We start from the raw sequence: 20,049 nt of genomic DNA on the forward strand, positions 1-20,049 counted from the left end.
TCCGATTTGCCCGCAAATCCGGGGCCAGGCGGCGCGCAGTGTCGTATGCTGCCCCCATTCTTCTTTACAGGATCAGCATCATGGGCAACCGACTTTCGAAAATCGCCACGCGCACGGGCGACAATGGCAGCACCGGCCTGGGCGACGGCAGCCGCACCAGCAAGGACAGCGCCCGTATCCACGCCATGGGCGACGTGGACGAACTCAATTCCAATATCGGCTTGCTGTTGTGCGAAGCCATGCCCGACGCCTTGCGCGACGAGCTGGTGGCCATCCAGCACGACCTGTTCGACCTGGGCGGAGAAATCTGCATCCCCGGCTACCAGCTGATCAAGGAAGAACACGTGCTGCGCCTCGACGAGCTGCTGGCGAAATACAATGCGGACTTGCCGGCCCTCTCCGAATTCATCCTGCCGGCCGGCTCGCGCGCCGCTTCGCTGGCGCACGTGTGCCGCACCGTATGCCGCCGCGCCGAGCGCAGCATCGTCGCGCTGGCCAATGCGGAAACCATCCACGAGCATCCGCGCCAGTACGTGAACCGATTGTCGGACCTGCTGTTCGTGCTGTCGCGCGTGCTCAACCGCTTTGCCGGCGGCAGCGACGTGTTGTGGCGGCACGACCGCACGCGGGCATGAGATGAAAAAACGGCGATGCTGTCAAACAGCATCGCCGCGCTTTATCCGGCTGACAGAGTGTTTTACTTAACCGCAAGCCTGAAGGCAGGCTTTATTGGCACGCACGCATGAAGGGACACTGAACTCCATGACACAGGCATCGAGCGCCATATAGCACTCGGATTGGCATTCCGAAATGTCGGCGGTACTGCTGGCCATGGCATACGAGGCGCTGACGCCCATGGCAAACAAAAAGAAACCCAGTTTTTTGAACATAAGCACTCCTGTTGAATTGACAGACGATCACTGACATCCACAGCGCGCCGTCCCTTACGCGCCATCCATAAGCTGGCATTGCTCCGCGCGTCAATTACGGGGCGGACGCAGGCACTCTTTCTGACAAGCCTGATAATTTTCCATGCAGGCCGGCTGGCCGAATTCCACGCAATCGAGCAGATTGCGTTCGCACACAAAGGTGCAGTCAGGCCCACCTGCCTGGACGCTGAAGGACAGCGCGGCGCCGGCGGCAAACAGAAAAACAGCAATCTTTTTGAACATGGTCAGCCTTTCAAGTTAACAAGTGGGAACGTCAGATTTTCTTCAGCGCCGCTTCCAGCGCGCCCGCATTGAAACCCTGGATCTTGCGGTTGCCGATCAACACCACGGGCACGCCACCGCCACCCAGTGCCTCATGGGCTTTTTTCGCTTCCGGGGATTTCTCGATATCGAGATCGACGAATTCGATCTTGTTTTCCTTGAAGTAGGCACGCGTCTTGGCGCAATAGCCGCACCAGTCCGTGCCGTACAGCACCACTTTCGCCTGGGCATTCGGGAAATACGCGGCGTAATTACCCTCGGTGTAATTCGACTTGAGCAAGCCGGGCAACAAGGACAGGCCATAACCGCTGCCCAGGCCGGCGGCCAGGATCAAGCCATACATGGCGATGGTTTTAATTTTCTTTTGCATCATGAAGCCACCTTGACGTCGTTACAGGAAAAGTACGATCTTTTAAAACATTTCCCACCCTTCGATAGACGTGGAAAAAGAATGCCACTTGCGCTTGCATGCTTATTACCTTGTAGAATTTACATCCTACAAAAACGAATATAGAGCGCGATTATTTTAGAGTCAACGTTTCCTTTCGATAAATTTCCAGTTTGGAAAATATATCGGGGAAGCCCATGAAATGTGGAATTTGGAGAGATTGGCAGGCGCCAAACGTCTATACAATATTGGCGCCGCAAGCAGGAAAAGGCCGGTTGCGGGCGCAGCCGGCCGAGCGGCTACGCTTCAACGCGAGGACGCCACCGCGCTATCGACGGCCTGCACATGTTCGCGCAGCAAGCCGCGCAGCAGCTGCACCTGGGCCACCGCATCAGCTTGCAGGGCCGTCAAGCCCTCTGCCGCGCACGGGCCGGGCGCAGCGGCATCGGCTTCACCGCGCAGCAACGCATCGATTTCCCCGCTAACGGCGGCAATCCACCGCTGCAATGCGGGCGGCGCCGGCTCGGCCTGCGGGCTCAAACTGATGCGCGCCGTGCTGCCTGCCACGCGGCGCAGCAACGGCAAGGTGCGCAGTGCCGCCAGGCCCACGCCGCTGCTGCGGTCCAGGCGGCGCTCGATGCGCAGGCGTTGCAGCACTTGTTCCGCATTATTGCTGGCCAGCCCCGCCTCGCGGCGCAGGCGCGCAATGGCGCTATCCCAGCGTCCACCCGCCGCCAGCACGGCCAGCAGGTATTTCAGGTTGGCCGACACGGCTTTCGCCAGGCGCTGATCGAGGTCGTCCGCCTCGCGGTCGGGCCACAGGAAAAACGTGGCCAGCAGGGCCAGCACGCAGCCCAGCACATTGTTGCCCAGGCGGCTTACCGCATACACCATCTCGCTGGCCGGCGCCGCATAGTCGGCCACCAGCACGAAGGCGGGCGTCATGAACAGCACGTGCAGGCTGTAGCTGACACGGCGCAAGGCCATCGTGGCGACAATCAGGGGAAACACCACCAGCGAGATGCCCAGCGGCGTGTAAATGACCAGGCCGATCAGCACGGCCAGCACGGCGCCCAGCACGCTGCCAGCGACGCGCTCGATGCCGCGCGGCCAGGTGGTCGACACGGATGGCTGCAAGATCAACAAGGTCGCCATCGTGGCCCAGTAGCCGAAGGGAATATGCAAGGCCTCGACCAAGAGGAAGCCGGCCGTCGTCGCCAGCGACACGCGCGCCGCATGGCGCCAGCTCAGCGACTGCGGCGTGGCGTTGACTTTCGCCGTTTGCCACGCTTGCCCCAGCACAAGGAAGGCCGCTTCGCGCCACGGCAGCTGCGTCGCGCGCGGCAAGCCCAGTTCCATGAAATCCACGTTCAGGCGCAAGGGCAGCAAGGCGCCCAGCGCCGCTTCCAGACGCCGTCCGCAGTTCGCCAGGCGGCGCTGCAATGCCAGCGGCGGCGTTTCCGGCTGGCGCTGCACGGCTTGTCCCAGGCGGCGCAGCAGCACGGCCATCACTTCCAGGCTGCGCCGCGCGCGCGGGTCCTGCCGCAGGCGCTGCTGTTCGCGCTCGCACGTATGCGTGACGGCGATCAGATAGGCGAAGATACGCTCGGCGTCGCTGAGCGCCAGCAGCAGGTTGTCGTACAGGGCGCTGCGGCCCGCGCGCGCGGGCGGCACGGCGGCCAGCGCCACGCGCGCCGCTTCCAGCGCGGCACGCGCCTGCGAGCGGTAGCTGGCGCCATGCGCGGTGGCGTCCGGCAGCGCCGGGCCCTGTTCCAGGAAGCGCGCATTGTCGCGCGCGATGCCGGCCAGGCGCGAATACGCGGCGCGGATGGCGCGCCTGGCCGGGCTGAACGGGTGGATGCGCCAGACCGTAAAACTGAGCACGGTGGCAAACAGGCAGCCGAACATGTACAGGCCCAGGAAAGGCGCCGTCTGCGTCATCGATTCCAATGGATGCGTGACCATCACCACGCAGGCCGTGGCCGCCAGGATGGCCACTTGCGCCGTGGCCGCACCCCAGATGCGCGCCAGCGCGCCGGCCCAGGAAAACAGCAGCACGGCGATGGCGGCCGCCGCCACGCCATGGCCGGCCGCCAGCGCCGTCAGGCCGCCAGCCACGGTCGACAGCAAGCCGAAGCCCACCATCGAGACGAAACGCATGCGCCGCGTGCCGGCCGCGTCGGCCAGGCAGGTCCAGAAGGCGCCGATGGCGGCCCAGGAAAAATCGGGGTGGTCGAACAGCAGGCCCAGCAACAGCATGGCGCTTGACGCGCACGCGGCCCGCAGGCCCTCGGACAGATTCGTTTCATCGATGGCCAGGCTGACCATCCACAGGGGACGGCGCTGCGCCAGCTTGTCGGTATAGGCGTGCATGCCCGTCAGCCAGCGGCCGGCCAGTGCGCGCGAACGGCGGTGAAGTTTCCTGAAATGCAAATTGAACTTTGAAAGGGTATCAAAGCGTCATCGTAGCATTCCCCGGCGAAAAATGTTGCAGTGCAGCGTAAAATCTCGGCAGGCGAAAAAAAAAGCGGCACCGCAGTGCCGCTTCTCTCTGTATGCGGGCAAACTTAGCTGACGACGGCCAGACGCGGCTGCGTGCCGCCAAAACGCTGCTCGATCGAGGCGGCGATGCCGGTGGCGTCCAGGCCCACGCTTTTCAGCAGTTGCACGGGGTCGCCATGGTCGATGAAGGTGTCGGGCAAGCCCAGCATCAAAATCGGCTTGACGATGCCCTCCGCCGCCAGTGCTTCGGCCACGGCCGAACCGGCGCCGCCCATGATGCAGCCCTCTTCCACCGTCACCAGGTAATCGTGTTCTGCGGCAAGCTGTTTCACCAGCGCCACGTCGAGCGGCTTGACGAAGCGCATGTTGGCGACCGTCGCGTCGAGCTTGTCGCCTGCCGCCACGCTCGGCGCCACCATGGAACCGAAGGCCAGGATGGCGATGCGCTTGCCGTGGCGCTTGATCTCGCCCTTGCCGATTTCAATGCTCGTCAGTTCCGGCGCGATGGCCACGCCAGCACCAGCGCCGCGCGGATAGCGGATGGCCGCCGGGCCCGGATAGTGGTAACCAGTGGTGAGCATTTGGCGGCATTCGTTTTCGTCCGACGCGGCCATGACGACCATGTTCGGGATGCAGCGCAGGAACGCCATGTCGTAGTTGCCCGCGTGCGTGGCGCCATCGGCACCCACGAGGCCGGCACGGTCCAGCGCGAACGTCACGTCCAGGTTTTGCAGGGCCACGTCGTGGATCAATTGATCGTAGGCGCGCTGCAGGAAGGTCGAATAGATGGCCACGACAGGCTTCAAGCCTTCGCAAGCCAGGCCCGCGCCAAAGGTCACGGAATGCTGCTCGGCGATGCCGACGTCGAAATAGCGGTTCGGGAATTGCTGTTCAAATTTCACCATGCCCGAGCCTTCGCGCATGGCTGGCGTGATGCCCACCAGGCGCTTGTCGTGCGCGGCCATGTCGCACAGCCAGTTGCCGAACACTTCCGTGTACGTCATCTTGCCCGGCGCCGTGGCCGGCTTGATGCCTTCGGCCGGATTGAACTTCGGCGTGCCGTGGTACAAAATCGGTTCCGCCTCGGCCAGCTTGTAGCCCTGCCCCTTCTTGGTCACCACGTGCAGGAATTGCGGGCCCTTCAATTGCTTGATGTTTTGCAAGGTCGGGATCAGCGAATCGAGGTCGTGGCCATCGATGGGGCCGATGTAATTGAAGCCGAATTCCTCGAACATGGTGGCGGGCACGACCATGCCTTTGGCGTGCTCTTCAAAGCGCTTCGCCAGTTCCAGCACGGGGCCGGGCAAGACGGATTTGCCGACATTTTTCGCGGCCGCATAGAACTGGCCCGACATCAGTCGCGCCAGGTGGCGGTTCAGCGCGCCCACGGGCGGCGAGATCGACATGTCGTTGTCGTTCAAAATCACCAGCAGGTTGACGTCTTCTTGCACGCCAGCATTGTTCATCGCCTCGAAGGCCATGCCGGCCGTCATCGAGCCGTCGCCGATCACGGCGATCGCATGCAGCGGGTCGCCCTTGATCTTGGCGGCCTGCGCCATGCCCAGTGCGGCCGAGATCGACGTCGACGAGTGCGCCGTGCCGAAGGTGTCGTATTCGCTTTCGTCGCGTTTCGGGAAGCCGGAAATGCCATCCTTCTGGCGCAAGGTATGCATGCGCTCGCGGCGGCCCGTGAGGATCTTGTGCGAATAGGTCTGGTGGCCCACGTCCCACACGATGCGGTCGTGCGGCGTGTTGAACACGTAATGCAGCGCGACGGTCAGCTCGACCGTGCCCAGGTTGGACGACAGGTGGCCGCCCGTCTTGGAAACGGAGTCGAGCAGGAAGCTGCGCAATTCCTGGGCCAGCGGCACCAGTTGCGAGCGGGCCAGCTTGCGCACTTGCGCTGGTTCATTGATGGTTTCTAACAGTTTCATTTATGCCTTCCGCTGCACGACCAGGTCCGCCAGCTCGCGCAAACGGCGTGCCTTGTCCCCGAATGGCGCCAGCGCCGCATGGGCGTCGCACCGCAATTGTTCTGCCAGGGCTCTCGATGGTTCCAGCCCCAGTATCGATACGTAAGTAGGCTTGTTGGCGGCCGCATCCTTGCCGGCCGTCTTGCCCAGGGTGGCCGAATCGGCCGTGGCGTCGAGCACGTCGTCGACCACCTGGAACGCCAGCCCGACGGCGCGCGCATAGGCGTTCAGCGCCGTCATCTCGTCCGGCGTCAAGTCCTTGCCGGCCAGCGCGCCGAGGATCACGGCCGCGCGCAACAAGGCGCCCGTTTTCAGTTGATGCATCTGTTCCAGCTGCGGCAAGGTCAAGGCCAGGCCGACGCTGTCGAGGTCAATCGCCTGGCCGCCGCACATGCCGGCCGAACCCGAGGCGTGCGCCAGCAGCTTGAGCATGGCCATTTGCCGCGCCGGCGGAATGGCCGCGCCGTCGGCCAGCAGCATGAAGGCCTGCGACTGCAGCGCGTCGCCGACCAGCAGGGCCGTCGCTTCATCGTAGGCGATGTGCACGGTGGGCTTGCCACGACGCAAGGCATCGTCATCCATGCACGGCATGTCGTCATGCACGAGCGAATACACGTGAATCATTTCCAGCGCGCAAGCAGCGCGCGCGAGGGTATCTTGATCGGCATCAAACAATTCGCCCGCCGCCATCACCAGCAGCGGACGCACGCGCTTGCCGCCACCTAAGAGCGCATAGCGCATGGCCGCGTGCAGCTTGTGCGGCACGACATCTGCCGCCGGCAGGAACTGGTCGAGCCGGGCTTCCACGCCGGACTGGGTGGCTTGCATCCAGTCGCCGAAGGTAACGCCGTCTTGTTGCACACTGGCCATCATTGGGCGGCCTCGCCGGCATCCACGAACGGTTTCAACATGTCGCCTTCCAATACTTTTACCTGCGCTTCAACGCTGTCGAGCTGGGTTGCGCAATACTTGACCAGTTCCGAGCCGCGCTGGTAGGCCGCGACCGATGCTTCCAGCGGCAACTGGCCCGCTTCCATTTGCGTTACCAGCTGCGCCAGTTCCGCCATCGCCTCTTCAAACGAGGCCGGCGCTGCGGCAGCGGCAGTTAATTTCTTCGACATAAACTCAGATCTCTTCGTGGCACGAGGGGCTTGTAGGGAGACGCCGGGGATTCCCGGCCAGCATAGAAGCGTTATTTTAGAACAAACCACACTATTAAGTGAAAACTAAAGCGCAATCGGCGCGCTCAAAGTCAATAGCGTTGCCAGCTTGGCAGTGAATTTTAGCGCAATCGTTCCCATCTACCGGAAATTGCACGCCAAATGACAATGTTTCTCATTAATAGACTATTTACCGGGGGGTTTTGGCAATGCCGAGGCCGATACGCGCTATAATCGCCGGTTCTGTCCGAAATACCGTTTCAACAAATTTGAATTCAGGTCTTTGCGGATTCTTTCTCTCTGTAGCGGTTGCCCAGGGAATGGCCTGGGGCACTGCTGACCGTTGTACATTTATGGGGGGTTGGGATGTCCGATCTGGCTACTCACGCCAAGCTGGCGCGCTCAAACGCGCAACTTCCGGTCCACGTCTATTTTGACGAAACGCTGTTGCAGCGTGAAATGCAGCAATTGTTCCAAGCCGGCCCGCGCTATGTCGGGCATGCGCTGATGGTGCCGGAAACCGGCGATTTTGCGACCCTGGCGTCTGAGAACGAAGGGCGCATGCTCGTGCGCAACGCCAATGGCATCGAAGTGCTGTCCAACGTATGCCGCCACCGGCAGGCGCTGATGTTCAACGGCCGCGGCAACGCGAACCATATCGTGTGCCCGCTGCACCGCTGGACTTACGACCTCAAGGGTGAATTGATCGGCGCGCCGCATTTCCCCGAGACGCCATGCCTGAACCTGTCGAAAACGCCGCTGCAAAGCTGGAATGGCTTGCTGTTCGAACAGAATGGCTACAACGTGATGGAAAAATTGAAAGATTTGTCCGTCTCGAAAGACCTCGATTTCTCCGGCTACATGTTCGACCACGTGGAAATCCACGAGTGCGACTACAACTGGAAGACTTTCATCGAAGTCTACCTCGAGGATTATCACGTCGAACCATTCCACCCGGGCCTGGGCAGCTTCGTCAGCTGCGACGATCTGCGCTGGGAATTCGGCAAGGATTACAGCGTGCAGACGGTGGGCGTGCACCGCGGCTTGCAGCAGGCCGGTTCGCCTGCCTACAAGAAATGGCAAGAGCAGGTGCTGCAATTCCGTGGCGGCGAAGCGCCGCCGTATGGCGCCATCTGGCTGACCCTGTATCCGAACATCATGGTGGAATGGTATCCGCACGTGCTGGTCGTCTCGACCCTGTGGCCCGATGGCCCGCAAAAGACGCGCAACGTGGTGGAGTTCTATTACCCAGAAGAAATCGTGCTGTTCGAGCGCGACTTCGTCGAAGCGGAACGGGCTGCCTACATGGAAACCTGCGTCGAGGACGATGAAATCGCCCAGCGCATGGATGCGGGCCGCAAGGCCCTGATGGCGCGCGGTGTCAGCGAAGTGGGCCCTTACCAGTCGCCCATGGAAGATGGCATGCAGCATTTCCACGAGTGGTACCGCAATAATATCGAACTGTAATTCCCTCCAGGGCCGCATTGCGCGGCCTTTTCTTTTTCATCGTCAGGATTTCTCATGCAATCGCTTTGGATGCTATTTGCCAGTTTCATGTTCGCCATCATGGGCGTGTGCGTCAAATTGGCGTCGGATATGTATTCGACGTCCGAAATCGTCATGTACCGCGGCATCATCGGCATGATCGTCATGAGCTGCACGATTTTGTACCAGGGCGGCAGCTTCAAAACCACGATGCCGGGCCAGCATCTGTGGCGCGGCGTGGTGGGCGTGATCGCCCTGTGGCTGTGGTTTTACGCGATCGCCATCCTGCCGCTGGCCACGGCCATGACCTTGAATTACATGGCGCCCATCTGGATCGCCGTGATCCTGCTGGCGGGCGGTTGGTGGAAAGGCATGAAACAGGTCGAGTGGCCGCTGATGGCCGCGATTGCCATGAGCTTTGTCGGCGTGACCCTGCTGCTGCAACCCGTGTTCGAGACGGACCAGCTGGGCGGCGCCATCACGGCCTTGATTTCCGGCATGCTGTCTGCCCTCGCCTATTTGCAAGTACGTAAACTGGGCTTGCTGGGCGAGCCCGAATACCGGGTCGTGTTTTATTTCTCGGTCGTCAATTTCCTCGCCGGCGTGATCGGCCACGTGGCCAGCGCCGGCGGCGGCCCCGTCGTCTGGCATGCGCACACGAGCGCCTACGGCATCGGCTTGCTGGCCGCCATCGGCCTGTGCGCCACCATGGCGCAGATGGCCATGACGCGCGCCTATCGCTTGGGCAAGACCCTCGTAGTGGCCAATCTGCAATACACGGGCATCGTCTTTTCCAGCTTCTGGGGCGTGGTGATCTTTGGCGACCTGTTCGACTGGCACGGCTGGACCGGCATCGGCATCATTCTCGCTTCGGGTATCGCGGCAACCTATTACAATACCCGCAACACGGCCCGTGGCGCGGCGATCGCGCGCACGGATCCGATTGCCAGCGAAGTGTAAAGGAGCGTTTCCGATGTACACCACCTTGATACAGGCCAGCGAACTGGCCAGCCACCTGAACGACAGCAACTGGGTGATCCTCGATTGCCGCCACGACTTGCTCAACCCGGCAGCCGGCAGCGATGCGTTTGCCGCCGGCCACATCCAGAACGCGCAGTTCGCCGATATCGACACGGCCCTGTCCGGCCCGAAGACGGCGCGCGGCCCGGACTTTACGGGACGCCATCCTTTGCCCGACCGCAACACCCTGCTGGCCACCTTGCGCGGCTGGGGCATCAATGACGACACGCAAGTGGTCGCCTATGACGGCCAGGGCGGCATGTTCGCCGCCCGTTTGTGGTGGCTGCTGCGCTGGCTCGGCCATCCGGCCGTCGCCGTGCTCGACGGCGGCCTGGCCGCCTGGCAGGCGCAAGGCTTGCCGCTGGTCACGCCGGTGGCGCCCCGCCCTGTGGGCAAGCTCACGGAAAAAGCCAGCCTGACGCGCACGGTCAGCGTACAGGACGTCGTCGCCAACCTGGAAAACCAGGCGCTGACGGTGATCGACGCGCGCGCCTCCGACCGTTATCGCGGCCAAAACGAAACCATCGATCCCGTGGGCGGCCACATCCCCGGCGCGAAAAACCGTTTCTTCAAGGATAATTTACAGGCGGATGGCCGCTTCAAGCCGGCCGAGGCATTGGAAAAAGACTTCAGCGCATTGATCGCCTCGCCGCAAGCAGCCGTCATGCAGTGCGGCTCCGGCGTGACGGCTTGCCACAACTTGCTGGCACTGGAAGTGGCCGGCTTGCCGGGCGCGGCCCTGTATCCGGGTTCTTGGAGCGAATGGTGCGCCGATCCGGCGCGACCTGTGGCGACGGGGAATTAAAAAATGGCGGACCAACTGGTCCGCCACCTTTTACCCGTGGATAACTACGATGTTATTCCCAGCGCTTGATTCAAGCGTTCCAGTTCCGCCAGCCACGCCTGCTGGCTGGCCGGCTTCTGGTGGCGCGGCTTGCGGGCAAGGTCTTCCGTCAGCAATTGCTCCAGTTCGCACAAGCGTTCCAGCTGCACTTCGACGTCCTCCGGTACCGCAGATGCATGCTCCACTCTTGGCGCGGGCGTCAACGCCTGCCCATCTTCCGCACTGAGCCGTGCATACGCGCTGGCCGCGTCCGGCCACTCTTCCAGCTGGCCATCGGCCACCACCCAAAAACGGTTGCATGCCGTTTCGATCAGATCGCGGTCGTGCGACACCAATAAGCAGCCGCCGGCAAAGCCACGCAAGGCTTGCCCCAGGTCCGCCTTGCCCTGCATGTCCAGGTGGTTGCTGGGCTCGTCCAGCAGCAGCAAATGGTAGCTGGCCAGGGACAGGCCCAGGAACAGCAACCGCGCCCGCTCGCCGCCGCTCAGGGTCGCCACCGCCTGGCCATGGCGCGCATACGGAAAACCGGCCGCGATCAAGGCCTGCTTGCGCGCCACCTGGCTGCGGGCAGCCTCGTTTTGCACGGCAAACGGATACAAGGCGTCGGACAAATCGGCGTCATCGGCCAGTTGCTTGAGCGACTGGTCGTAGTAACCGATGTTGGCGGCGTGATGGTAGCGCAGGTCGCTGCGCTCCTCCTGCGCCTGGATCGCTTGCCAGCACAGCCTTAGCAAGGACGACTTGCCGCTGCCGTTGGCGCCCAGCAAGGCGATGCGGTCGCCCGGTTTCAGCCACAGCTGGCCGACGTGGAACAACAGCGGCGAGGCAGGCACGGCGCGCACGTCCACGGCGTCCAGCGCCAGCAACTGGTCGGCCGCCAGCGCCTTGCCCCGCAAGCTCAAGCGCCACGGCGCGCCATCGCTGACGAACGACTGTTCATCCTTCAGTTTGTCGATGCGACGCTGCATGGTCTTGGCCTTGCGCGCCAGGTCTTCATTGTCATAGGTGCGGCCCCACAGGGCCAGGCGGGCGCTGCTGGCCGACAGGCGGTCGATTTCCTTTTGCTCGGCCGCATGGCGGGCGGCAGCGGCCATATCCGCTTCGGCCAGCGCCGCCAGCGCGGGGCCGCACGGCAAGTCGAAGTCGTACAGGCGGCTGTCGCGCAAGATCCAGCTGCGCGTAGCCACGTTGTCGAGCAGGCGCTGGTCGTGCGAGACGAGGATGAAGGCGCCGCGCCAGGCCAGCAGGAATTGCTCCAGCCAAAGCAGCGACGGCAAGTCCAGGTGATTGCTCGGTTCGTCGAGCAGCAGCACGTTCGGTTCCTGCAGCAGGGCGCGCCCCAGCAGCAATCGCGTGTGCTGGCCGCCGGACAGCGAGTGTACGGGCACTTGCGCGGTTTCTTGATCAAAACCAAGTTCGGCCAGCAGGCTGTCGACCCGCCAATGCAGTTCCGGCTGGTCCAGCACGGGCGCCAGCAAGGCGTCGTACAGGCTCAGGCTGGCAAGTTCGGCCGGCAAATGCTGCTCCACGTGCTGCAAGCGGCAGGCACGGGCGTAGTGGATGGTGCCGGATGTCGCTTCGCGCGTGCCGCTGAGCAGACCCAGCAAGGTGGATTTGCCGCAGCCATTGTGGCCGATCAGGCCGATGCGGTCGCCCTGGCGCAAAGTAAAGGCGAGTTCGTTGAACAGGAAACCGTCGTGGGTATCCAGCTGTAAAGCTTGTGTCGAGATAAGGGTAGTCATGGCTCTTGTCTTTGTTCGGGATGCAAGCATCCGCGTTAACAGGAGCGCTAACGACAACCATGAGCCGAGAAAGACTCTATATGAGAGGGGTGACTTTGCTCTGACCCGGTTATCGCAGCGCGATAGAACGTGGGCAAGAGCTGGCAAATGCGCTTAAAGAGCGCGCATCCCATAGGGCGAGCATAAAAATTTCCATATTTTCCTCCTTTCTGTGCAAGTTAGTCAGAAAGGCAATACTACACCCACACAGTCAGTACATCAACCGCCGTGGCGCTTGTGCGTCAGGAACAGCACGATGCACACGCCCAGCGCGATCAACAGCACTTGCGGAATGGTTTCGCGCAAGGTGGCGCGGCGCTGCATCTGCGGCATCAGGTCGGACAGGGCAATATAGATGAAGCCGGACGAGGCGAACACGAGCACGTAAGGAATCAGATTGCTGGCGCGGTCCAAGGTGAAATAGCCGAGCAGGCCGCCCGCCACCGCCATCAGGCTGCACAGCAAATTGAAGATATAGGCGCGCAAGCGCGAGAAGCCGGCGTTGAGCAGAACAATAAAATCGCCGATTTCCTGCGGGATTTCATGCGCGATGATGGCCAGGCCCGTCACCAGGCCCAGCTTCGGGTCGGCCAGGAAGGCGGCTGCGATCAAAATGCCATCCGTAAAATTGTGCATGCCGTCGCCGACGAGTATCATCCAGCCGGCCTTGCCCGCCTCGTGCTTGTCGTGGCCGTGCGCATGGTGGTGGCCATCGCCTTCGTGGTGGTGCGAATGGCGCAGGATGGCGAATTTTTCCAGCATGAAAAAGGCCAGCAAGCCGGCCAGCAGGGTGGCGAACAGGGTGCGCGGATCCGCCTGCGATTCGAACGCTTCGGGCAAGGCGTGCAGCAAGGACGTCGACAACATGATGCCGACGGACAAGCTGACCATACGCTCGACCACTTTGGACAGGAATGCAAACGAAAAGATCGCCGCCGCGGTAATGCTCAACACGCCCGCGATCGTGGTCGCGAGCAAAATGGATATAAGGACGGGATCGATGATTTTCTTACCTCAAAATGGCGCCGGGTCACTGGCGCCCGCGATGCTGGCGTCTGGCCTGATGAATGCGTTGTTATCTATTGTTTAATTTTTTGCGCGTTTGGCGGCAGCGTCGCGCGATGAAGATGCAATTGTACTGCATTGGCGCGCAGCGGGCATTTTACAGCCCGGTGCGCCTTTCGCGCCAACTTCTGGGAAATGCGGTGTTTTTCTGTTGCGTCGTCACGCCACGCCGTGGTTCTTGAACCAGGCTAAACAACGCGCATAGCCGTCTTTCGCATCGGCCGCCACGTAGCTGGGACGGTAATCGGCATTGAAGGCGTGACCCGCATCGGGGTACACGACAAACTCCGATTTGTTGCCGCCCTTGGCCAGCGCCTCCTTCATCTTCGCGATCGATTCCTGGCTGATGCCCGTATCCTTGCCGCCATACAAGCCCAGCACGGGGACCTTCAAGGTGGCGGCGATATCGATGGGGTTGCTCGGCTGCAAGGGATTGGGCTCGCCCACCAGGCGGCCATACCAGGCCACGCCCGCCTTGACGGCCGGATTGTGCGCCGCGTACAGCCACGTGATGCGCCCGCCCCAGCAGAAACCCGTGATGCCCAGGCGACTCGTGTCGCCGCCATTCGGTTTCGCCCACGCCACCACCGCATCGAGGTCCGTCATCACTTGCGCGTCCGGGGTCTTGGCGATAATGCCTTTCATCAACTCCGGGATGCTGCCCACTTTGGTCGGGTCGCCCTGGCGCACGAACAGATCGGGCGCCAGCGCCAGGTAGCCCTGCTTGGCGAAACGGCGCGCCATGTCGGCGATATGTTCATGCACGCCAAAAATTTCCGAAATGACCAGTACCACGGGCAAACCCGTCTTACCCTCCGGCTGGGCCGCATACACGGGCACGGCCTGGCCATCGACCATCACCGACATGCTGCCCGTGACAAGCCCGGCGGAATCCGTCTTGATGATGTTTTGCGCCGCCACGGGCAGCACGGCCACGGCAAAGCCCGTGCCCAGCGCCACCTTCAGGAAACCACGGCGGCCGTCCGGCCCGGACAAGCTGCTCTGGCCCAGCAAACTTTCACAATCGGTGATCATGTCGCTCATGCGTTTCTCCTGAAAGGTGTGTTGACAAAAAATGTCGGCTTACGCGCTGCGCGCTAAGCCGACCTACGGTCATTGCTGCTATGTCACATTGTTAATGCGCTTCGTCCCAATTTTTACCGACGCCCACTTCCGCCGTCAGCGGCACCTTCAGCGCGGCCACGCTGGCCATCAGTTCCGGCAGCTTGCGCTTGACCAGCTCGAGCTCGGCGTCCGGCACTTCCAGCACCAGTTCATCGTGCACCTGCATGATCATCTTCGTCTGCAAGTTGTCCGTTTCCAGCCAGCCTTGCACGGCGATCATGGCCAGCTTGATCAGGTCGGCGGCCGTGCCCTGCATCGGCGCGTTGATCGCCGCCCGTTCGGCGCCTTGGCGGCGCGGGCCGTTTGGCGAATTGATTTCCGGCAGCCACAAACGGCGGCCGAACACGGTTTCCACGTAGCCGCGCGCCTTTGCTTGCTGGCGCGTGTCTTCCATGTACTGTTTCACGCCAGAAAAACGCGCGAAGTAGCGGTCGATATAGCTTTGCGCGGCCGTGCGGTCCACGCCCAAGTTACCGGCCAGGCCGAACGCGCTCATGCCGTAAATCAAACCGAAGTTGATGACCTTGGCGTAGCGGCGCTGCTCGCTTTGCACTTCCGCAGCTGGCACGCCAAAGATTTCGGCGGCCGTGGCGCGGTGAATGTCGATGCCGTCGGCAAATGCGCGCAACATGGCTTCGTCGCCCGAGATATGCGCCATGATGCGCAATTCAATTTGCGAATAGTCGGCCGAGACGATGTGGCTGCCGGGCGGCGCAATAAAGGCTTCGCGGATTCGGCGGCCTTCCGCGCTACGGATGGGAATATTCTGCAAGTTCGGGTCGTTCGATGCCAATCGCCCCGTCACGGCCACGGCTTGCGCATAGTTCGTATGCACGCGGCCCGTCGTGACGTTGATCATCTTCGGCAATTTATCGGTATAGGTCGACTTCAGCTTGGCCATGCCGCGGTATTCCAGCAGCACTTTGGGCAACGGATAATCCTCGGCCAGCTTTTGCAGCACTTCCTCGTCCGTCGACGGCGCGCCCGTCGGGGTTTTCTTGACCACCGGCAGCTTCAGCTTCTCAAAGAAAATCTCGCCGATCTGCTTGGGCGAACCCAGGTTGAACGGCTGCTCGGCCAGTTCATACGCCTTCTTTTCCAACTCTAAAATCTTCACGGCCAGCTCGGCCGACTGGATGTTGAGCAATTCGTCGTCGATCAGCACACCGTTGCGTTCGATCTTTTGCAAGACCACGGCCGTCGGCATCTCGATCTTTTCATAGATGAAGGTCAGCTTGTCATCATTCGCCACGTTGCCCCACATATTGTTGTGCAAGCGCAAGGTGACGTCGGCATCCTCGGCCGCATATTTCGCCGCCTGCTCCACTTCCACCTGGTTGAAGGTAATCTGCTTGGCGCCCTTGCCGCACACGTCCTCGAACGGGATCGTCGTGTAGTTCAGGTGGCGCAGGGCCAGGCTGTCCATGTCGTGTTTCTTGTGCGACTCGAACACATACGATTCCAGCAGGGTATCGTGGGCGATGCCGCGCAACGTCACGCCATGATTGGCGAAGATATGGCTGTCGTACTTCAGGTTCTGGCCCAGCTTGGGCTTGTTTGCATCTTCCAGCCACGGGCGCAGTTTCGCCAGCACGTGTTCGCGCGTCAACTGTTCCGGCGCGCCCGCGTAGTCGTGGGCCAGCGGGATGTAGCAGGCGGCGTGTTCGGCCACCGAGAGGGAAATGCCGACCATTTGCGCCGTCATCGGTTCCAGCGACGTGGTTTCCGTGTCGACGGCGGTCAAGGGCGCCGCATCGATCAGGGCGATCCATTTGTCCAGCTGTTCATCCGTCAGCACGGTTTCATACACAGCTTCCACCACTGGCACGGCATCGGCGAACATGTCGCCCGTCGTGTTGCTGGCAGCGCCACCGGCGACAGGTGCACCGACCGGCGACATCGGCGGCGGCGCGGCGCCCAGTTCGCGCAGCAGGGCCTTGAAGCCGTAGCGGTTGAAGAAAGCCAGCAGCGCTTCCTTGTCTTCGTGTTTCGCCACCAGCGAGTCGGCGATGGTCGTCATGTGCCCGGACAAATCGCAATCGGTCTTGACGGTGATCAAGGCGCGCGCCTGCGGCAGCCATGGCAAGGCCGTGCGCAGGTTTTCACCGACGGCGCCGCCCACCTTGGCCGCGTTTTCCATCACGCCTTCCAGGCTGTCGTACAAGGTCAGCCATTTGACAGCCGTTTTCGGGCCGCATTTCGATACGCCAGGCACGTTGTCGACCGTATCGCCGATCAGCGACAGATAATCGATGATGCGGTTCGGCGGCACGCCGAACTTGACCAGCACGGCCGCTTCATCGAGCTTTTCATTGCTCATGGTATTGATCAGGGTCACCTGGCTGTTGACCAGCTGCGCCAGGTCCTTGTCGCCCGTGGACACCACCACGTTCATGCCGGCGGCGGCAGCCTGCACGGCCAAGGTCCCGATCACGTCGTCCGCTTCCACGCCATCGACCATCAGGATCGGCCAGCCCATGGCGCGCACGGCTTCGTGAATCGGTTCGATCTGCAGGCGCAGGTCGTCCGGCATCGAGGCGCGCGTGGCCTTGTATTCGGGATACATGTCGTCGCGGAAAGTTTTACCTTTGGCATCGAACACGCAGGCGATGTAAGCGGCCGGGAAATCGGCGCGCAAACGGCGCAGCATGTTGACCATGCCGTGCATGGCGCCCGTGGGATAGCCATCCGGGCTGCGCAGGTCGGGCAGCGCATGGAAGGCACGATAAAGGTAACTGGAACCGTCGACTAACAGCAGGGTGTTTTGCATAATGCCAATAAAATAAGGTGAGCCGCGCCAGCCGGGAAGACACAGCGGCGAACGGGCGGAATATCGCACAATTATCGCAGAGTTTAGGGCCGCGCCACCGGCAGCCACGCGTGCCGTTCCTGGCGTTTTTGACACGCTGACAGTCCCGTGCGGACGCGCGGGCTGCCACCTGGGCCGATTTCAACCCATTTAAACAGCATTGCCTACCAGTTTGTTACAATGCCTTATAGATAAATTGACGGCATTACACACTGCACGCGCTGCAGTCCCACACATGGAAGCGAACCCATCATGATGCGTACATCGACACTCTGGACATTCCTCGCCCTGCCCCTGCTGGCATGTTCGGCCATTGCCAGCGCCCAGACGCCGGCCAAACCGAGCGACGCGCCGCCACAGCTCGAACGTATCGAGGAAATGGGCGAAGCGCCCATTACCGTGGCGCCAGCGGCGGCCAAGCAGCAGATTACCGAAAAACGCGAAGCGGGCGTGACGTCCGAAGTGAAAGTGACGAGCGGCGGCAGCACGTATTACATGAAGCCGGCCGCTGGCGGCGACCAGGCTCACAACGGCGCCCTGCGCGGCCCGCAATGGAAAGTGCTGGAATTCGACCTGGGCAAGAAAAAACAGAAACAACGCGATGAAGAGGCAGCGGACGCGCCAGCACCGCCCGCACCAGCGAAGTAAGCAGCCACTCTCTTCTGCCCTGCCCCGGCCATCTGCGGGGCAGCCGGCTTTTTTTGACCTTTTAGACCATTCCCCTCTTTCCCATGGCAGTTTTTACCGCGCTACACCTGGACGATATCGGCCAGTGGATCACGCAGTTTCCACTTGGCAAACCTCTGGCGCTCAAGGGCATCGCGTCCGGCATCGAAAACAGCAATTTTTTCCTGAGCACGGAGCGCGGCGAGTACGTGCTGACGATCTTTGAAAACCTCAGTTTCGAGCAATTGCCGTTCTATCTGCAACTGATGCGCCATTTGGCGGACCGGGGCGTGCTCGTGCCGGCGCCGATCGCCAATGCGGACGGCGAACTGGTGACGGCCTTGCAAGGCAAGCCGGCCGCCATCGTCAGCAAACTCGACGGCAGCTCGCAGATGGCGCCGCAAGCCGTGCACTGCGCGGCTGTCGGCGCCATGCTGGCGAAAATGCACCTGGCGGCGCAGGATTTCCCCCTGCAACAGCCGAATTTACGTGGACTGGACTGGTGGAACGCCACCACTCCGCTGGTCTTGCACCACCTCGACGATGCCAGGGCGCACTTGCTGCGCGCGGAAATCCACTTCCAGGACGCCTTTGCTGCCTGCGATACGTATAAAGCCATCCCGCGCGGTCCCGTGCATGCCGACTTGTTCCGCAACAACGTCATGTTTGACGGCGAGCAACTGACGGGCTTTTTCGACTTTTACTTTGCCGGCTGCGACACGTGGCTGTTCGACGTGGCCGTCACCGTCAACGACTGGTGCGTGGACCTGGCCACGGGCGTGCTCGACACGGTGCGCGTGCGCGCCCTGCTCGACGCCTACCAGGCCGTGCGCCCGTTTACGCAGGAAGAACAAACGGCATGGCAACCGATGCTGCGCGCCGCCGCGCTGCGCTTCTGGCTGTCGCGCCTGTACGATTATTACCAGCCGCGCGAAGCGGAAATGCTGACCCCGCACGATCCCACGCATTTCGAACGCATTCTGCGCGAACGTATCGCCACACCTGCTCCGGAACTGTTTTAAACATGGAAAAATTACCTGCAAGTACAGGTTGGCAATGGGTGAAACAAGGCTTCGCCCTGTTTCGCAAGCAACCTGGCGGCATGTCGATGCTGTTTCTCGGCTATATGTTCTGCATGCTGGCCGTCAGCATCGTGCCCGTGCTCGGCCAGTTACTGCCCGTCATCCTCGTGCCCGTGTTTTCCGTCGCCTTCGTGCAAGGCTGCCTGAATATCGACCAGGGCAAGCGCGTCCTGCCGAGCCTCTTGATCTCCGGCTTTCGCAAGCCCGCCTTTCCATCCCTGCTGGGCTTGGGCGTGCTGTACATCCTCATGGCCATCGTCGCCATCGGCGCCTCGACCCTGGTGGACGGCGGCTTGCTGTGGCAACTGGTCACAGGGCAACTGACGGAAGAAGCGGCGCGCGCCGCCATCCCCGAATCGCGCCTGGGCTTGGGCATCCTGCTGGCCATCGCGATGTACGTGCCGGCCGCCATGGCCTTCTGCTTTGCCGCGCCGCTGATCTACTGGCAACGCATCAGCCTGGGCAAGGCGCTGTTCTTCAGCTTTTTCGCCGTCTGGCGCTCGCTGTCGGCCTTCATCGTCTTCGCCAGCACGTGGTTCGCCATCAGCATCGTCACCAGCCAGTTGCTGGCTCTCATCTTTGGCCGCACGCCGCTGATGATGCAACTGATGATGCCGCTGTCGATGATACTCACCATCATCATGCATTGCTCGTTCTACGCCGCCTACCGCCAGATCTTCGGCCTGCCCGTCGATGACAGCAAGACGGTGTCGCTGGACAAGACCGGCGAATAATCGCCGGCCAGATGTAAAAAGGGGCAGCCTGCGCAGGCTGCCCTTTTTTATTTTCCGAATGCCTTGCAATGCCACCCGCAGGTCTGATTAGCGGCGGCACGCCGCGTAATCCGACGTTGCAAGGCCAACAATGGTATCGGATTACGCTTCGCTAATCCGACCTACGCGACCGGCCAGAGTATCTTCCCGGTAGGTCGGATTAGC

Annotated in this window: 18 protein-coding genes; 7 read left to right on the forward strand and 11 right to left on the reverse strand. The window is 61.8% G+C overall.

Annotation, left to right across the window (positions count from 1 at the left end; genetic code table 11):
* Positions 1-80: 80 nt before the first annotated feature.
* Entirely contained in the window at positions 81-635 is a 555-nt protein-coding gene (locus tag VM94_RS10325; protein ID WP_046683415.1) for a cob(I)yrinic acid a,c-diamide adenosyltransferase, read from the forward strand.
* Positions 636-701: 66 nt separating this feature from the next.
* Here the strand turns inward: VM94_RS10325 and VM94_RS10330 are convergent, their stop codons facing one another.
* The 7 genes from VM94_RS10330 to VM94_RS10360 all read right to left on the reverse strand — a co-directional run bounded on the left by VM94_RS10330 (position 702) and on the right by VM94_RS10360 (position 7,195).
* Positions 702-890: a hypothetical protein gene (locus VM94_RS10330; protein WP_046683416.1), complete on the reverse strand. Its 189-nt coding sequence runs from the start codon at positions 888-890 to the stop codon at positions 702-704.
* Between the two features lie 90 nt (positions 891-980).
* Entirely contained in the window at positions 981-1,172 is a 192-nt protein-coding gene (locus VM94_RS10335) for a hypothetical protein (RefSeq protein ID WP_046683417.1), read from the reverse strand.
* 31 nt (positions 1,173-1,203) lie between these two features.
* Positions 1,204-1,584: a glutaredoxin family protein gene (locus VM94_RS10340; RefSeq protein ID WP_046683418.1), complete on the reverse strand. Its 381-nt coding sequence runs from the start codon at positions 1,582-1,584 to the stop codon at positions 1,204-1,206.
* Positions 1,585-1,905: 321 nt separating this feature from the next.
* A complete protein-coding gene (locus VM94_RS10345; RefSeq protein ID WP_046683522.1) occupies positions 1,906-3,972 on the reverse strand; it encodes an FUSC family protein in 2,067 nt (688 codons plus the stop codon).
* A gap of 194 nt (positions 3,973-4,166) precedes the next feature.
* Positions 4,167-6,035, reverse strand: coding sequence for a 1-deoxy-D-xylulose-5-phosphate synthase (dxs, locus tag VM94_RS10350; RefSeq protein WP_046683419.1), 1,869 nt, complete (start codon positions 6,033-6,035; stop codon positions 4,167-4,169).
* Positions 6,036-6,947, reverse strand: a complete 912-nt coding sequence (locus VM94_RS10355; RefSeq protein ID WP_235432891.1) for a polyprenyl synthetase family protein — start codon at positions 6,945-6,947, stop codon at positions 6,036-6,038.
* Entirely contained in the window at positions 6,944-7,195 is a 252-nt protein-coding gene (locus tag VM94_RS10360) for an exodeoxyribonuclease VII small subunit (protein WP_046683420.1), read from the reverse strand. Before VM94_RS10360 ends, VM94_RS10355 begins: the two co-directional genes overlap by 4 nt.
* A 405-nt stretch (positions 7,196-7,600) precedes the next feature.
* Between VM94_RS10360 and VM94_RS10365 the strand changes: the two genes are divergently transcribed.
* From VM94_RS10365 to VM94_RS10375, 3 genes are read left to right on the forward strand one after another with little or no spacing between them, the layout of a single operon-like run.
* Positions 7,601-8,701, forward strand: a complete 1,101-nt coding sequence (locus tag VM94_RS10365) for an aromatic ring-hydroxylating oxygenase subunit alpha (RefSeq protein WP_046683421.1) — start codon at positions 7,601-7,603, stop codon at positions 8,699-8,701.
* Positions 8,702-8,755: 54 nt separating this feature from the next.
* Complete coding sequence (locus tag VM94_RS10370) at positions 8,756-9,679, forward strand: DMT family transporter (RefSeq protein ID WP_046683422.1); 924 nt, start codon at positions 8,756-8,758, stop codon at positions 9,677-9,679.
* Between the two features lie 13 nt (positions 9,680-9,692).
* Positions 9,693-10,544 carry a sulfurtransferase gene (locus VM94_RS10375; RefSeq protein WP_046683423.1) on the forward strand — a complete coding sequence of 284 codons (852 nt, stop codon included), beginning with the start codon at positions 9,693-9,695 and terminating at the stop codon, positions 10,542-10,544.
* Positions 10,545-10,588: 44 nt separating this feature from the next.
* Here VM94_RS10375 and VM94_RS10380 read toward each other — a convergent pair whose 3' ends face one another.
* The 4 genes from VM94_RS10380 to polA all read right to left on the reverse strand — a co-directional run bounded on the left by VM94_RS10380 (position 10,589) and on the right by polA (position 17,324).
* On the reverse strand, positions 10,589-12,325 hold the full coding sequence (locus tag VM94_RS10380) for an ABC-F family ATP-binding cassette domain-containing protein (protein WP_046683424.1): 1,737 nt from the start codon (positions 12,323-12,325) through the stop codon (positions 10,589-10,591).
* Positions 12,326-12,583: 258 nt separating this feature from the next.
* Positions 12,584-13,342 (reverse strand): ZIP family metal transporter, encoded by a 759-nt coding sequence (locus VM94_RS10385; protein ID WP_046683425.1) that lies wholly within the window; start codon positions 13,340-13,342, stop codon positions 12,584-12,586.
* A gap of 246 nt (positions 13,343-13,588) precedes the next feature.
* Complete coding sequence (locus tag VM94_RS10390; protein WP_046683426.1) at positions 13,589-14,473, reverse strand: dienelactone hydrolase family protein; 885 nt, start codon at positions 14,471-14,473, stop codon at positions 13,589-13,591.
* A 91-nt stretch (positions 14,474-14,564) separates the two neighbouring features.
* A complete protein-coding gene (gene polA / locus VM94_RS10395; protein ID WP_046683427.1) occupies positions 14,565-17,324 on the reverse strand; it encodes a DNA polymerase I in 2,760 nt (919 codons plus the stop codon).
* Positions 17,325-17,615: 291 nt separating this feature from the next.
* Between polA and VM94_RS10400 the strand changes: the two genes are divergently transcribed.
* From VM94_RS10400 to VM94_RS10410, 3 genes are all read left to right on the forward strand, one after another.
* Positions 17,616-18,011, forward strand: a complete 396-nt coding sequence (locus VM94_RS10400) for a hypothetical protein (RefSeq protein ID WP_046683428.1) — start codon at positions 17,616-17,618, stop codon at positions 18,009-18,011.
* A gap of 83 nt (positions 18,012-18,094) precedes the next feature.
* Entirely contained in the window at positions 18,095-19,051 is a 957-nt protein-coding gene (locus VM94_RS10405) for a homoserine kinase (RefSeq protein ID WP_046683429.1), read from the forward strand.
* 2 nt (positions 19,052-19,053) lie between these two features.
* Positions 19,054-19,845 carry a BPSS1780 family membrane protein gene (locus tag VM94_RS10410; RefSeq protein WP_046683430.1) on the forward strand — a complete coding sequence of 264 codons (792 nt, stop codon included), beginning with the start codon at positions 19,054-19,056 and terminating at the stop codon, positions 19,843-19,845.
* The last annotated feature ends 204 nt before the right edge of the window (positions 19,846-20,049 follow it).

Source organism: Janthinobacterium sp. KBS0711, from assembly GCF_000988085.1.
Taxonomy (GTDB): domain Bacteria; phylum Pseudomonadota; class Gammaproteobacteria; order Burkholderiales; family Burkholderiaceae_D; genus Janthinobacterium; species Janthinobacterium lividum_E.

What these genes read in the sequence shown, in the direction of transcription:
- VM94_RS10325 (WP_046683415.1), top strand. Translation starts at nt 81, where the DNA reads ATGGGCAACCGACTTTCGAAAATCGCCACGCGCACGGGCGACAATGGC.
- VM94_RS10330 (WP_046683416.1), bottom strand. Translation starts at nt 890, where the DNA reads ATGTTCAAAAAACTGGGTTTCTTTTTGTTTGCCATGGGCGTCAGCGCC.
- VM94_RS10335 (WP_046683417.1), bottom strand. Translation starts at nt 1,172, where the DNA reads ATGTTCAAAAAGATTGCTGTTTTTCTGTTTGCCGCCGGCGCCGCGCTG.
- VM94_RS10340 (WP_046683418.1), bottom strand. Translation starts at nt 1,584, where the DNA reads ATGATGCAAAAGAAAATTAAAACCATCGCCATGTATGGCTTGATCCTG.
- VM94_RS10345 (WP_046683522.1), bottom strand. Translation starts at nt 3,972, where the DNA reads ATGCACGCCTATACCGACAAGCTGGCGCAGCGCCGTCCCCTGTGGATG.
- dxs (WP_046683419.1), bottom strand. Translation starts at nt 6,035, where the DNA reads ATGAAACTGTTAGAAACCATCAATGAACCAGCGCAAGTGCGCAAGCTG.
- VM94_RS10355 (WP_235432891.1), bottom strand. Translation starts at nt 6,947, where the DNA reads ATGATGGCCAGTGTGCAACAAGACGGCGTTACCTTCGGCGACTGGATG.
- VM94_RS10360 (WP_046683420.1), bottom strand. Translation starts at nt 7,195, where the DNA reads ATGTCGAAGAAATTAACTGCCGCTGCCGCAGCGCCGGCCTCGTTTGAA.
- VM94_RS10365 (WP_046683421.1), top strand. Translation starts at nt 7,601, where the DNA reads ATGTCCGATCTGGCTACTCACGCCAAGCTGGCGCGCTCAAACGCGCAA.
- VM94_RS10370 (WP_046683422.1), top strand. Translation starts at nt 8,756, where the DNA reads ATGCAATCGCTTTGGATGCTATTTGCCAGTTTCATGTTCGCCATCATG.
- VM94_RS10375 (WP_046683423.1), top strand. Translation starts at nt 9,693, where the DNA reads ATGTACACCACCTTGATACAGGCCAGCGAACTGGCCAGCCACCTGAAC.
- VM94_RS10380 (WP_046683424.1), bottom strand. Translation starts at nt 12,325, where the DNA reads ATGACTACCCTTATCTCGACACAAGCTTTACAGCTGGATACCCACGAC.
- VM94_RS10390 (WP_046683426.1), bottom strand. Translation starts at nt 14,473, where the DNA reads ATGAGCGACATGATCACCGATTGTGAAAGTTTGCTGGGCCAGAGCAGC.
- polA (WP_046683427.1), bottom strand. Translation starts at nt 17,324, where the DNA reads ATGCAAAACACCCTGCTGTTAGTCGACGGTTCCAGTTACCTTTATCGT.
- VM94_RS10400 (WP_046683428.1), top strand. Translation starts at nt 17,616, where the DNA reads ATGATGCGTACATCGACACTCTGGACATTCCTCGCCCTGCCCCTGCTG.
- VM94_RS10405 (WP_046683429.1), top strand. Translation starts at nt 18,095, where the DNA reads ATGGCAGTTTTTACCGCGCTACACCTGGACGATATCGGCCAGTGGATC.
- VM94_RS10410 (WP_046683430.1), top strand. Translation starts at nt 19,054, where the DNA reads ATGGAAAAATTACCTGCAAGTACAGGTTGGCAATGGGTGAAACAAGGC.